The organism is Brevibacillus formosus, from assembly GCF_003013405.1.
Classification (GTDB): domain Bacteria; phylum Bacillota; class Bacilli; order Brevibacillales; family Brevibacillaceae; genus Brevibacillus; species Brevibacillus formosus.
Genome location: NZ_PXZL01000038.1, coordinates 36,341 through 49,191 on the forward strand (window position 1 = coordinate 36,341; position 12,851 = coordinate 49,191).

Here is a 12,851-nt window from a genome sequence, read left to right on the forward strand (position 1 = left end):
ACGATCCTTAAATAGGAGCCGAGCCTTTGTGAAAGAGGTTCGGCTTGTTTGCGTTTGTGGACGGAATTATTGGATGTTTTATTGTGAAATAAAATTTACTTATGATAGATTGATTTGTGTAATTTTACTGCATATAATGAGGGTGATGATAGGAGTGAATTTTCGGTCAATTAAAAAATGGGGGTTTTTGACTATGCATCAACCTCGAAAGAGCATGAAGCTGGAGAACTTGCAAGCATTGACGACCGAAGGAAAAAACGAGAGCAGCAGTGATTTGGATCAATTGAGTGTCCGAGGCATCGTACAAATGATGAACGATGAGGACAAGAAGGTTCCTTATGCGGTAGAGCGCGTCCTCGATCAAGTATCTGATGCGGTAGAGATTATCACACACGCATTGGAAAAGGGCGGAAGACTGTTTTACTTTGGTGCTGGAACGAGTGGACGTTTAGGGATCTTGGATGCGTCCGAGTGCCCGCCGACCTTTGGTACCCCGCCTGAGCTCGTTCAGGGTGTGATTGCAGGCGGACCACCCGCGATGGTACGCGCGGTAGAAGGAGCAGAGGATTCTTTTGAATTAGGTCAAGAAGATGTGCATAAATACGGTGTGACCAAAAATGATGTGGTTGTAGGGATCGCAGCCAGTGGACGGACTCCGTATGTACGCGGTGTATTGGCGGAGGCACAAAAGATCGAGGCCAAGACGATTGCTGTCTCTTGCAACAAGCCTTCGTACATCAATGAAGGTGTAGATGTAGCAATTAATGTCGTCGTAGGACCGGAAGTGTTGACCGGATCGACGAGGCTTAAGGCAGGAACAGCCCAAAAACTGGTGCTGAACATGCTGACGACAGCGACGATGATTCGCTTGGGCAAAGTGTACGGAAATCTGATGGTCAGTGTGCAGGCGACCAACCTCAAGCTGAAGGAACGGGTAAAGCGGATTATCATGGAAGTAACTGGAGCGAGTTACGAGGAAGCGGAGCAACTGGCTGATCAGGCAGACGGTGATGCGAAGACAGCCATTATCATGAAGCTAACCGGAACGAGCAGGGAAGAAGCCACTCGTTTGTTGAATGTTACCAATGGAAAAATCAGGGAAGCTATTTCGCAGTTGGACTAAGCTTTTGGGAAAGGGTGGAGAGATTCCATGTTGCCAGAATCTATTCGCGAAGAGCTGCGTGCTATCGTCGGAGAGAAAAACTGTCTCGACAAACAGGAAGCATTAGTCGCCTATTCGTATGACGCGACGCCGATGCAGCAAGCATTGCCGGATGTGGTCGTCATGCCGAAGAGCACAGCCGAAATCCAACAGGTCATGCGAGTTGCAGCACGATACCACATTCCGATTGTGACGCGTGGGGCTGGCTCCAATCTATGCGGAGGAACGATACCAGTCGGGGGCGGAATTGTCTTGGTGTTGAGTCGGATGAATCAAATTGTAGAGATTGACGAACAAAATTTGACGATAACAGTGCAGCCGGGGGTCCGAACGGTCGACATCCATCAGGCGGTAGAGGCGCTTGGTTTGTTTTACCCACCCGATCCAGGCAGTATGGTCATCTCCACGATTGGCGGGAATATTGCGCTTAATTCGGGTGGACTGCGCGGGTTGAAGTACGGAACAACCAAGGATTACGTGCTGGGTCTCGAAGCTGTGTTGCCGAACGGAGAGGTCATCCGTACCGGGGGCAAGCTGATGAAGGATGTGGCGGGCTATGATCTGACCAAGCTCTTGGTCGGAAGTGAGGGCACATTGGCGATCATTACCGAGGCGATTCTCAAGCTGATTCCGAAGCCGCAGACACAGCGGGTTATGCTCGCTATGTTTGCAGATATGGCACAGGCAGCGAGGTCAGTTTCCGATATTATTGCCAATCGCATCATCCCTGGCACGCTGGAATTTCTCGATCAGGGCACGATCCGTGTTGTCGAGGGTTTCAAACAGATCGGGCTTCCGACAGATGCGGCGGCGATCCTCCTGATCGGTCAGGACGGAGAACCACAGACGGTCGATCGGGACATGGAGCAGATCGCTGCGATTTGCGAGAAGAATGATGCGGTCCAAATCAAGGTAGCGACGACAGCGGAGGAAGCTGATGAGGTGATGACGGCCAGACGCAGTGCCCTCGCCGCGTTGTCACGGATGCGTCCGACGACCATTTTGGAGGACGCAACCGTTCCTCGCGCCGCTATTGCGCAGATGGTCGCCGCGATCCAAGAGATTACAGAGCGATACGGACTGCAAATTTGCACCTTCGGACATGCAGGAGACGGCAATCTGCATCCGACCTGCATGACAGACGCTCGCAACACGGAAGAGATCGAGCGTGTCGAGCATGCCTTCGAGGAAATTTTCGCGGCGGCAATCGATTTGGGCGGAACGATTACGGGAGAGCATGGCGTAGGAATCGTCAAGGCACCATATTTGGAGTGGAAGGTAGGGGCCGCAGGTATGGAGATCATGAAAGGCATCAAGCACGCTTTCGATCCTCACAATCTTCTGAACCCTGACAAGATGTTTGCAAAACAGTCCCGGAACAGAGTGGTGGTCCAGCGTGCTTAGAGAGGCCTTGGTAAAGAAACTCGATTACGATGAACTGTCCAATTGCATGCGCTGTGGCTTCTGTCAGCCAGCATGTCCGACCTTTCGGGAAACAGGCTATGAGGCGGCTTCTCCACGAGGTCGCATCGCCTTGATGAAAGCCGTAGCAGACGGTGTCATGGAGCCGGACAAAGATTTCGTCAATCAAATGAATCTCTGTCTAGGCTGCCGGGCATGTGAGCCGGTATGCCCGGCAGGTGTGCCGTACGGTCAACTGATCGAGCAGACGCGAGAAGCGATCAAAGAGGTGCAGGAGCATCCATGGTGGGTCAAAGCCGTCCGCAAGCTCGCGTTTTTCCACCTGTTTCCTCATCAGAAGCGCATGTACCAGCTCGGCGGACTCTTGCGCTTCTATCAACGCTCAGGTGTGCAAAAAAACCTTCGCAAGCTGGGGGTGCTGTCCATTCTGCCAAAACAAATGCGGGAAATGGAAGAGATCATGCCTGAAGCATCTGGAAAAGGTATCGTGGACTTTTTCGGTGGCACGGTTATTCCAGCCGTAGGTGAGCGCAAGTATCGTGTAGGCATGTTTCACGGCTGCATCATGGATGTCCTATTCAATGAGACGAATCGCAACACTGTTCGGCTTTTGAGTGAGGCAGGCTGTGAGGTCATCATCGCTCCAGACCAGGTTTGCTGCGGCGCTCTCCATGCACATAGCGGTGAGCGTGAACAGGCTCGCAATCTGGCGCGAAAAAATGTGGCTGCTTTTCACAAGGCTGATGTGGATATCATTGTATCCAATGCAGGTGGTTGCGGAGCGATGCTTCTAGAATACGACCATTTGCTGGAGAAAGATGCCGAATGGAAGGAGAAAGCACAATGGTTCGCTTCACGCGTGAAGGATATTAGCGAGGTGCTTGCACTCCTCGTCGAACCAAAAGAGTGGCAGTCATTGCCGCAACGAATCACCTATCAATCCTCCTGTCACCTGCGCAACGGGATGAAGGTGACAAAAGAGCCAGTGAGCCTCCTGCAAGCCATTCCGGGAGCTACATATGTACAGCTTCGCGAAGGAGATCGCTGCTGCGGCTCTGCGGGTATTTACAATCTGGTGCAGCCTGAGATGGCCGGGAGCCTTTTGGATGAAAAAATGGATCATGTAGCGGCTACCCAAGCAGACATTCTCGTGACCTCGAATCCGGGCTGTCTGTTGCAAATGAAAGCAGGCATTCATCGAGCGGGACTGGAAGGAAAGATGGAAGCCGTGCACATCGTCGATTTATTGGCGCGTGTGCAGCAAAAAGAAAAGCCCTTGTCTATCCCTGAGTGAGTGGGGATGACAAAGGCTTTTTCCGTTTAAGAGGGGCTAGCTGTTTTGTACTTTTTCCTGATCGTAGATATCCAACGCGGCTTGAACGGCGCGCCCTACGTGCACACGGGCTCCATGCCGGATGAGAACCGCTTCCAGCGCACCTAACACATGCAAAATATTTTTCTTCCGGCAGCTGTAGCCCATTGTGCCAATCCGCCAGATTTTCCCTTTTAACGGCCCAAAGGAACTGGCAATTTCAATATGAAAATCTTCGAGCAGCATGGCGCGGACTGACTCTCCGTCCAGCCCGTCAGGAATTTTGATACAGGTCACGACGGGAAGCTTGCAAGCCGGATCGCCGTAGAGCTGCAATCCCATCGCCAACACACCAGCAACCAATGCTTGTTCATGCAAGCGATGTCTGGCGAATCTCGCCTCCAGACCTTCCGTAAGGGCAATGCGCACACCCTCGCGCAAGGCGTACAGCATCGTTGTCGCCTCCGTATGGTGGTTCAGCCGTGCGGGTCCCCAGTAATCCATGAGCTGGCTCAAGTCAAAATAGTTGCTGCGGATCGTTCGGGTTTGAGCAGAGTTCGGAGCAGAGGGATCAGCGAGTCCACGCTCAATTTTTTTTCGTTGAAGCAAGAGTGCTTCTACACGAGAATTAAACGTGATAGGAGCCATCCCAGAGGGGACAGACAAGCATTTTTGCGTGCCGCCAATACAAGCGTCGATATACCAATCGTCTACCTTCACTTCTGTTCCGCCGATCAAAGCGACAGCATCGACGACAAACAGGACATCCATCTGGCGGCAAGCTTCTCCGATTTCTTTCAAAGGCTGAACACAGCCAGTGGATGTTTCGCCGTGAACCATTGCTACGATTTTGGGCTGAATTCGCTCGATTTCGGCAATCACGTCATGCGGTTCAAAGACACTTCCCCAGCGTGTTTCCATCGTAATCACATCTGCGCCGTACCTTTCCGCAATCTCCGTGAGCAAGTGCCCGAATCGTCCATAAATGGGTACAAGCACCCGATCTCCTGGTTCGATTATGCTACACAAAACGGCCTCAATGCCCGCCCGGGAAGTTCCGTCTATAGGGAAAGCCCAATGATTGGATGTCTGAAACAAATTCCGAAGCATTTCCATTGTTTCGTTCATGATGTTCGTGAATTCTGGATCGAATTGTCCCAATATGGGTGAACCCATCACGCGAAGAACACTAGGCTCAGCCTCGACGGGCCCCGGCGTCATAATCGTTCGTTGTGAGATGGTCTGTTCTTTGTATGCACACATAAGCGCTCCCCCAGCTCTTTCTATATCAAGGGCCGCTTTTCCGGATTCATTACCGGAAAAAACGGCCGCAGTACTGCCTGTCTTTTGTACCCATCAAAAATCTATTTTGAAATTCAAGAATCCAGCTTTTCGCAGCGCCTCGTAGATGATGACGAGCGCTGGACCGAGTATCAGCCCGAAAAATCCAATCACCTGAAATCCGAGGAACATGCTGACAAGAGCGGCTAGAGCGCTAATTCCCAGATTAGATGCGAGTACCTTGGGCTCAATAATACGGCGGACCACCGTAATTACGAGGAAGATGACGATCAGGCCGATCGCCAAATAAGAGTTGCCCATCAAGAAGTTGTAAATAGCCCATGGGACGAGGAACGAGCCTGCGCCCAAGATAGGGAGAATATCGACGAACACGATCATGAGCGAAATGACGGCTGCATACTTGACCTGCAAGATGAGTAATCCCAAAAAGGATAGCGTGAACGTCATCAGGCTCAAGATGATCTGGGCACGTAAAAACCCAACGGTGGCACGGTTCAATTGAGAGATGACCACTTCGACCTTTTCACGGGCAGACACCGTGAACATTCTCATGAAGCCCGCACGCAATTTCGGCAAATCGAGACTGATCAAAAACAAGGCAACCAAGTAAATAATCGTGGAGATCAAAAAGCCAGGAACGATGGCTGCCACACCAAGAATACCTTTGGCAACCGTGGAGGCTGAAGTAAGCGCCCAGTTTTTAAGCCCAGCGAAGACACTCTGGATTTCTGATACGGTTTCGGCAGGTAACGACGCATAGTAAGTTTCCCAGCTCATCAAATAGGACTCGACCAACTCAAAAATATGCTGTGAAAAGGCCGGTAATCTCTGAGCCAAAACAATTCCCTGAACCACAATCTGCGTACCGATCCAGTACAGTACGATCCCAAATGAAATGAGGAAGAGGAAAAAGGATGCGATTACCGCACTCATCCGATTCATTCGTAGCCTTTTGGTAAGAAACAAGACGAGCGGCTCAACCAGAATTGCTGTTAACAGTGCTAGCAAAAAGGGGACGGAGTAAGGTAAAAGAAACAACCCGACTGCAAGAACTAGTAGCAGGATGATCATTTTCCGAATCGTCATGACTGCGCTCCATTCTGAATGAAAAAATCGCTGAAAATTGATTCCCTTATTCTATCATTTTTCCAGAAGCGAACACAATGAGCCCAATCATAGCAAGAAATTGATAGATATTATCAGAAAAAATAAATAAATGGAAAGAATACAAAAAAGGGGAAAACACAAAAAGTCATGATATGATGCTCACCTATATACCACTCAAGTTTGATGCGTATCAGCATATCGACTTGAGAGTCACATCTTAATCTTTCATAGCGAGGTGTCAGGATGAAGCGGTTTGGATTAGCGATGCAAATTGTCGTCGGTCTCATTCTGGGTATCCTGGTGGGTGCTATTTTTTACGGCAACCCGGCAGTGGCGACCTATTTACAACCTATCGGTGATATTTTTCTCCGATTGATTAAAATGATTGTCGTTCCGATCGTTGTTGCCACGCTTATTGTAGGCGTAGCAGGCGTAGGTGACATGAAGAAGTTAGGCAAAATCGGTGGTAAGACAATTCTGTATTTTGAAATCGTTACCACGATTGCCATTATCATTGGTCTTTTGGCGGCCAATATCTTTCAACCGGGTGTCGGTGTGGATCGAACAGTCCTTACCAAGACCGATATCCACAAGTATGTAGACACGGCTGAATCAACACAGAGCCACGGTATGGTGGAAACATTCGTTAAGATTGTACCAACGAATATCTTTGATTCTCTTGCTCGTGGTGATATGTTAGCGATTATCTTCTTCTCCGTTCTGTTTGGACTTGGTGTCGCAGCAGCAGGAGAGAAAGGAAGGCCGGTTCTCAACTTCTTCAATGGAGTCGCGGACGCCATGTTCTGGGTTGTGAACACAATCATGCGATTCGCTCCGTTTGGTGTTTTTGCACTGATTGGTGTTACCGTTTCCAAATTTGGTTTGTCTTCCTTGATTCCATTGGGGAAACTGGTTATTTTGGTTCACGTTGCCATGGTGTTCTTCATCTTGGTGGTATTGGGCATCATCGCACGTATCAGCGGAGTCAAAATCACTTCCATCCTGCGTGTACTGAAGGACGAGCTGTTGTTGGCTTACTCCACCTCCAGCTCCGAGACTGTACTGCCTAAAATCATGGAAAAAATGGAGAAGATGGGCTGTCCGAAGGCGATCGCGTCCTTTGTTATTCCGACAGGCTACTCCTTCAACCTGGATGGTTCCACACTGTACCAGGCACTGGCTGCTCTGTTCATTGCGCAAATGTATGGGATTCACATGCCAATCAGCACACAGATTACGCTTATGCTCGTACTGATGGTTACGTCCAAAGGGATCGCTGGTGTACCGGGAGTATCGTTCGTAGTACTGTTGGCTACGCTCGGCTCTGTAGGTCTCCCAGTAGAAGGTCTTGCTTTCATCGCCGGCGTAGACCGTTTGATGGATATGGCTCGTACAGTTGTTAACGTAGTAGGTAATGCGTTGGCAGCAATCGTGATCTCTCGTTGGGAAGGTCAGTTCGATCAAAAGAAAGCAGACAATTATGTTCAGGCAGTAAAAGCCGATCCAAGCGCTGCTTAATCTAAGCTATTAATGGTTTGTAAGAAGCCTCCTGTCAGTGAATTTAACTGGCAGGGGGCTTTTTTGCATTGCGTGGAAAAGTGGCGGTAGCGCTTTAATCGTTTTTGTATGTGATGCATTTTTTAAGAATTAATTCCTTTCATAAAATGCCCCTTCCTCTCGCAAACCAGTGACAGACATTGCAAGTGTAATCAGAGTAAGCACTAAGGATACTTTGAAACGTAAATCTTCGACTTGGACATAAAAATTTTCAGCTACAGTTTATTACTTGTAGAACGAACGCCAACATGCAAAATGATTGGTGTTCGTTTTATAATGATGGTGACAGGGGGCTGATTAAAAATGATCAAAGCATTGATTTTTGGATTTGGTCTTCTTGGGCTTTTGATTTTGTATGCATTCTTGGGGGATCGTGGAACGAGCACTTTACTGACTTTTTCAAGCTATACGGGGTTCGGACTAATTGTGATTTCCATTTTTATGTTCGGATCTTCACTTGGCGTTGATCGGATAACCATGGCTACTCCAGACGTGAAGAGAAACTTCGTTGCAGATGATAATAATGAGCGAATACAAAAGGCAAATAGTAAAGAGATGAATTGGGCTCTTTATACATTTATAGCAGGCGTACCTTCTATTGTTACATGGGCATTCATGTACTTTGTAATTCATTAAGTGACATCGGTTAAAATACCCTTCCTCGAGTTGGGTATTTTTTTATTGACACCAAAAACAGGAAAGAGTAATATGATACCAACAACTTGATAATAACATTTTGTTAATAACAAAAAAGCAACAACATTTCAGCAGCTAAAAGAGGCGATTGGATGAAAGAAAAATCACATGTCAATAAACAAGGTCAAACCGAAAAGGAGTACTTGGAAGCTTATGATGTCAGCCAATTCGAGCGGCCGTCTGTGACAGTCGATATGCTGGTATTCACCGTAATGGATGAGCTGGAGGAGAATTACCGCAAGCTCTCGCCCAAGTCTTTGAAAATATTGCTTGTGAAGCGTGGTGAGCATCCGTATATCGGCCAATGGGCGTTGCCGGGTGGGTTTGTTACACCTGGGGAGAGTCTGGAGGAGGCAGCCAGACGCGAGCTGCGTACGGAAACAAACGTAGACGATATTTACTTGGAGCAGCTCTATACCTGGGGTGATGCGGGCAGAGATCCGCGGACTTGGGTTATCAGCACGTCGTACATGGCCTTGGTAGACAGCTCGTCTTTACAGCTGCAGGCAGGGGAGGATGCAGAGGAAGCGGAGTGGTACCGCATCGAGGACAGGTGGCTGAAAGAAACAAAGACAGCGACTACGGACGGCTCCATTACTGAAAGCTGGCTGGAACTGCGACTGGTGCACGAGAAAGAGGAACTGTTTGCCACGATTAAAATTACCAAAACAGTAACGGGCCGCACCGTACGTGAGACCCGCGAAATTGTGGAGACGAACAATATCGCATTTGATCACGCCAAAATCATTCAATACGCGCTGGAGCGATTGCGTAATAAGATTGAATACACGGACATCGCCTTTGCCTTAATGCCGGAGCTGTTTACGCTAAGTGATTTGCAACAGGTGTACGAAGTGATTTTGGGACGTGAGCTGTTGGCTGCGGCGTTTCGCAGGAAGGTAGCCGACAAAGTGCTGGAAACGAATCAATATCGAAAACATGCCGGGCACCGACCATCCAAGTATTTCCGCTTTAACCCGGAATGGATGGATCAGACGTAGCCCCGCACCAGGGAGGAAATCACAATGAATCAGGGACACAATCGAAGCGGGCGCGTACGAATCGCGCAAGAGACGCTGCAAATCATAGAGCAGGGCTACTACGTGAACAAAGCGGGAGAAAAGAAGACCATAACGGAGGATCTCACTGCTGCCATCAGCCAGTCCGTCTTGTATCGTCCAAATGATTTGGCTGCAGAAACAGTGCAACTGCCATCGCATCAAACAACGGCAGCACAACTGCGTGCCATGGTCGAGGTTACCTCGGAATCCAGTCTGGATGCAGCCAAGCGCCTCGTCGTCTCCGAAAAACGAGCAGATGCCATATGCTTGAATTTTGCTTCCGCCAAAAATCCGGGCGGAGGATTCCTAGGAGGAAGCCAGGCGCAGGAAGAGAGCTTGGCGCGTTCCTCCGGTCTGTATCCTTGCATCGTGCAAATGCAGGAAATGTACACCTATCATCGTCAATTGAAAACCTGCTTTTATTCCGATTACATGATTTATTCACCGCGGGTCCCGGTACTTCGCGACCAAAGCGATCAGCTTTTGCATGAGCCATACCTCTTGTCTTTTATTACGGCGCCTGCTGTGAATGCAGGGGTTGTTCGTGAGCGAGAGCCGGAAAATATCGCGAAGATTGGCCCTGTCATGAAGGAGCGCATCCGAAAAATTTTGCGGGCAGCAGCTATTCATAACCACCGGACGATCATTTTGGGAGCGTACGGCTGCGGAGTATTCCGCAACAAAGCGGAGGACGTAGCAGATTACTTTGCGTCTGTTTTGATCGAGGAGCAGTATGCACAGCTTTTTGATCACATCGTTTTTGCCATCTATGACAATTCTGCGCGCCAGGAAAACCTGCGAGCGTTCAAGGAGAGGTTCGCATGAATGCGAAAAGCACCAGCTTGTTAGCAGACTGGAATTGGTTTGAAAAAATATGGCTCATCTCGTTTACACTGGTAACCATCTATTTGTATTTCGCACTGGATGATACATTAATCGGCTTGATTGCCTCCTTAACAGGGATGTTGAGTGTCGTGCTTGTTGCCAAAGGAAAGACGTGGAGCTACTACCCGGGTATCATCAATGTGGTTTTGTACGCGTTCGTTGCTTATGGGCAAAAGTATTATGGGGAAGTCATGCTGAATCTTCTCTATTTTTTGCCGATGCAATTCATAGGACTCTACCTGTGGCGCAAAAACCGCGTGTCCGAAGTCAAACAAAATGACGTTAAGATTACGATTTTGTCCAACCGAGCACGTATCTGGTGGACGATCTTGAGCATCATCGCAACAGTTGCCTACGGGTTTGTATTGAAGCAAATGGGCGGGGCCTTGCCTTTTGTCGATTCCTTGACGGCTGTGCTTTCCGTCATCGCGATGCTTTTCATGGTGAAGCGCTTGGTCGAGCAGTGGGTGGTCTGGATCATTATTGATTTGTTCACGATCTACATGTGGCTGGCAGCATTTTTGAAGGACGGAAGCGATATCTCGATGCTTGTCATGTGGTCCGCTTATTTGGTGAATGCCATCTACGGATTGATGAACTGGGTTCGACAGTACCGCAAGCAAAGGGAGGAGCAGACATGGGGGGCGTAGGCTTCATTGGCGGCAAATTTTTGCCACTGCATCAGGGACATGTATACGCGATTACACAGGCGGCCTGCCGCTGCGACGAGCTGTACGTCATTCTCTCGCACAGCCCTACTCGCGACCGAAAACTGTGTGAGGAGGCAGGGATCAAGCCCATGCCCTATGAAGTACGGTTGAGATGGCTGTCCACGCTGGTTAAGGACATGGAAAATGTCCGCGTGCTTGCAGTCGAGGATCGTGCGGATAGCGACGAGAGCTACGATTGGGAGGCGGGAGCAGCGGACATCAAGCGCAAGATTGGGAAAAAAATCGATCTGGTTTTCAGCTCCGAGTCCGCCTATGATCCGATTTTTCGCCGTTTATACCCGGAGGCAGCGCACATCATTCTCGATGAATCGCGCAATCAAGTGCCGATCTCCGCTACCCAAATTCGCAACGAAGGGGTCTACACCCATTGGCAGCACATCCCGACTGTTGTTCAGCCCTATTTCGTCAAAAAGGTAGTGGTCGTAGGAACAGAGAGCTGCGGGAAATCGACCTTGACCCGTTATCTTGCGAAAATCTACAACACCGTGTTTGTCGAGGAGTATGGTCGCACAATCTGCGAAGAGGTCGGGGGCTGCGATACGATTTTGACACCGGATTATTTCCCGCATATCGCGTATGGGCACAAAATGAAAGAGTACGAAGCGCTCCAGAAAGCCAACAAGCTCTTGTTCATCGATACCGAAGCGATTGTCACCCAATTTTACTCTGAACTGTACACAGGGCAAACCTTCTCTGTTCTCGACCAGATTGCCGAAGAGCAAAAATATGATTTGTGGCTGTTCATGGAGCCAGATGTCGCATGGGTAGATGATGGACTGCGTGTGCACGGAGAAGAGCAAGTGCGCCTGCACAATCATGAAAAGCTGCGCCAGATGCTGGATGAGCGGGGAATTACGTACGTGACATTGAAAGGGAATTATGCCGAGAGACTGCTAGGAGCTATGGAGCATGTTGATCAACTGTTGAAGACGACTTCTCAACGAGCGGGAATTGGGCTAGACTAATGTCATCAAACGATTCTGACAGTAGAAGGGAGCCGTGCTGCATGCAGTCGATCGTACAGCCGCTATCCCCCCTTAGCTTGAAAGAATGGGCTGTCGCCGTCAAAGCGCTTGGAGAAGGTGAGCAGATCATCACGATCCGCAAGGGTGGGTTATACGAAGAAACACGAGAATTCCGCTTGGAAAACAATCAATTTTATTTGTATCCGACCTATGAGCACCAGAAGCGCGAAATGGTTAAGGCAGACTGCCAACACCTGTTAGACGCGACCCTCGAAGGCTGGACAATGGACAAGAAGACCGTAATGATCGAATATTTTGCCGAAGTAACCGACGATGTTGAGCTGATGGACGAAGCCAAGCTGCGTGCGCTTTCTCCCTTTCACATCTGGACGGATAATTTCGCAGATGTGCGTTTGCATTGGAAGAAAAAACAGCCGCTGCACATTTTGTTCGTGCGGGTGTATCGATTAGAGCAGCCAGTAGAAATCCCGATTGACGCTGCTTATCAAGGCTGCAAATCTTGGCATGATCTCTTGGTGGATATTCCGCGAGCTGGGTTTACCCCTGTGCTTTCCGACGAGGAGTTCGCAGCGAAAAAAGCTGCGATCATGAACATTCTGCAAAACTGACATTCCATTCCACTCTTGTCTG

12 protein-coding genes are annotated in these 12,851 nt (G+C 49.2%); 10 read left to right on the top strand and 2 right to left on the bottom strand.

The genetic code is table 11. The annotated features are described in order from the left end of the window. Positions 1 to 214 precede the first annotated feature (214 nt). From murQ to C7R91_RS26870, 3 genes are read left to right on the top strand one after another with little or no spacing between them, the layout of a single operon-like run. A complete protein-coding gene (gene murQ / locus C7R91_RS26860) occupies positions 215 to 1,123 on the top strand; it encodes an N-acetylmuramic acid 6-phosphate etherase (RefSeq protein ID WP_047071273.1) in 909 nt (302 codons plus the stop codon). A gap of 27 nt (positions 1,124 to 1,150) precedes the next feature. Then, entirely contained in the window at positions 1,151 to 2,566 is a 1,416-nt protein-coding gene (locus tag C7R91_RS26865; protein WP_047070821.1) for an FAD-binding oxidoreductase, read from the top strand. Beyond that, complete coding sequence (locus tag C7R91_RS26870; RefSeq protein WP_052773411.1) at positions 2,559 to 3,878, top strand: (Fe-S)-binding protein; 1,320 nt, start codon at positions 2,559 to 2,561, stop codon at positions 3,876 to 3,878. The genes C7R91_RS26865 and C7R91_RS26870 overlap by 8 nt, the downstream gene beginning before the upstream one ends. A gap of 36 nt (positions 3,879 to 3,914) precedes the next feature. Here C7R91_RS26870 and C7R91_RS26875 read toward each other — a convergent pair whose 3' ends face one another. Beyond that, entirely contained in the window at positions 3,915 to 5,159 is a 1,245-nt protein-coding gene (locus tag C7R91_RS26875) for a pyridoxal-phosphate-dependent aminotransferase family protein (RefSeq protein ID WP_047070825.1), read from the bottom strand. Between the two features lie 93 nt (positions 5,160 to 5,252). Next, entirely contained in the window at positions 5,253 to 6,284 is a 1,032-nt protein-coding gene (gene ytvI / locus C7R91_RS26880) for a sporulation integral membrane protein YtvI (protein WP_047070827.1), read from the bottom strand. Positions 6,285 to 6,548: 264 nt separating this feature from the next. Here ytvI and C7R91_RS26885 point away from each other — a divergent pair, with 264 nt between their 5' ends. From C7R91_RS26885 to C7R91_RS26915, 7 genes are all read left to right on the top strand, one after another. Beyond that, positions 6,549 to 7,823, top strand: coding sequence for a cation:dicarboxylate symporter family transporter (locus C7R91_RS26885; protein WP_047070829.1), 1,275 nt, complete (start codon positions 6,549 to 6,551; stop codon positions 7,821 to 7,823). A gap of 342 nt (positions 7,824 to 8,165) precedes the next feature. Next, positions 8,166 to 8,498 carry a hypothetical protein gene (locus C7R91_RS26890; protein WP_047070831.1) on the top strand — a complete coding sequence of 111 codons (333 nt, stop codon included), beginning with the start codon at positions 8,166 to 8,168 and terminating at the stop codon, positions 8,496 to 8,498. Between the two features lie 152 nt (positions 8,499 to 8,650). Next, positions 8,651 to 9,559: an NUDIX hydrolase gene (locus C7R91_RS26895; protein ID WP_047070833.1), complete on the top strand. Its 909-nt coding sequence runs from the start codon at positions 8,651 to 8,653 to the stop codon at positions 9,557 to 9,559. 24 nt (positions 9,560 to 9,583) lie between these two features. Beyond that, positions 9,584 to 10,444, top strand: coding sequence for a TIGR02452 family protein (locus tag C7R91_RS26900; RefSeq protein ID WP_047070835.1), 861 nt, complete (start codon positions 9,584 to 9,586; stop codon positions 10,442 to 10,444). Then, complete coding sequence (pnuC, locus tag C7R91_RS26905; RefSeq protein WP_047070837.1) at positions 10,441 to 11,154, top strand: nicotinamide riboside transporter PnuC; 714 nt, start codon at positions 10,441 to 10,443, stop codon at positions 11,152 to 11,154. The genes C7R91_RS26900 and pnuC overlap by 4 nt, the downstream gene beginning before the upstream one ends. After that, positions 11,142 to 12,200, top strand: coding sequence for a multifunctional transcriptional regulator/nicotinamide-nucleotide adenylyltransferase/ribosylnicotinamide kinase NadR (nadR, locus tag C7R91_RS26910; protein ID WP_047070839.1), 1,059 nt, complete (start codon positions 11,142 to 11,144; stop codon positions 12,198 to 12,200). The genes pnuC and nadR overlap by 13 nt, the downstream gene beginning before the upstream one ends. Positions 12,201 to 12,241: 41 nt before the next feature. Beyond that, a complete protein-coding gene (locus C7R91_RS26915) occupies positions 12,242 to 12,829 on the top strand; it encodes a DUF1802 family protein (RefSeq protein WP_047070840.1) in 588 nt (195 codons plus the stop codon). Positions 12,830 to 12,851: the final 22 nt, after the last annotated feature.

Coding starts and splice junctions, on each gene's coding strand:
- C7R91_RS26865 (WP_047070821.1), top strand. CDS start 1,151: ATGTTGCCAGAATCTATTCGCGAAGAGCTGCGTGCTATCGTCGGAGAG.
- murQ (WP_047071273.1), top strand. CDS start 215: ATGAAGCTGGAGAACTTGCAAGCATTGACGACCGAAGGAAAAAACGAG.
- C7R91_RS26915 (WP_047070840.1), top strand. CDS start 12,242: ATGCAGTCGATCGTACAGCCGCTATCCCCCCTTAGCTTGAAAGAATGG.
- C7R91_RS26895 (WP_047070833.1), top strand. CDS start 8,651: ATGAAAGAAAAATCACATGTCAATAAACAAGGTCAAACCGAAAAGGAG.
- pnuC (WP_047070837.1), top strand. CDS start 10,441: ATGAATGCGAAAAGCACCAGCTTGTTAGCAGACTGGAATTGGTTTGAA.
- C7R91_RS26900 (WP_047070835.1), top strand. CDS start 9,584: ATGAATCAGGGACACAATCGAAGCGGGCGCGTACGAATCGCGCAAGAG.
- ytvI (WP_047070827.1), bottom strand. CDS start 6,284: ATGACGATTCGGAAAATGATCATCCTGCTACTAGTTCTTGCAGTCGGG.
- C7R91_RS26885 (WP_047070829.1), top strand. CDS start 6,549: ATGAAGCGGTTTGGATTAGCGATGCAAATTGTCGTCGGTCTCATTCTG.
- C7R91_RS26875 (WP_047070825.1), bottom strand. CDS start 5,159: ATGTGTGCATACAAAGAACAGACCATCTCACAACGAACGATTATGACG.
- C7R91_RS26890 (WP_047070831.1), top strand. CDS start 8,166: ATGATCAAAGCATTGATTTTTGGATTTGGTCTTCTTGGGCTTTTGATT.
- nadR (WP_047070839.1), top strand. CDS start 11,142: ATGGGGGGCGTAGGCTTCATTGGCGGCAAATTTTTGCCACTGCATCAG.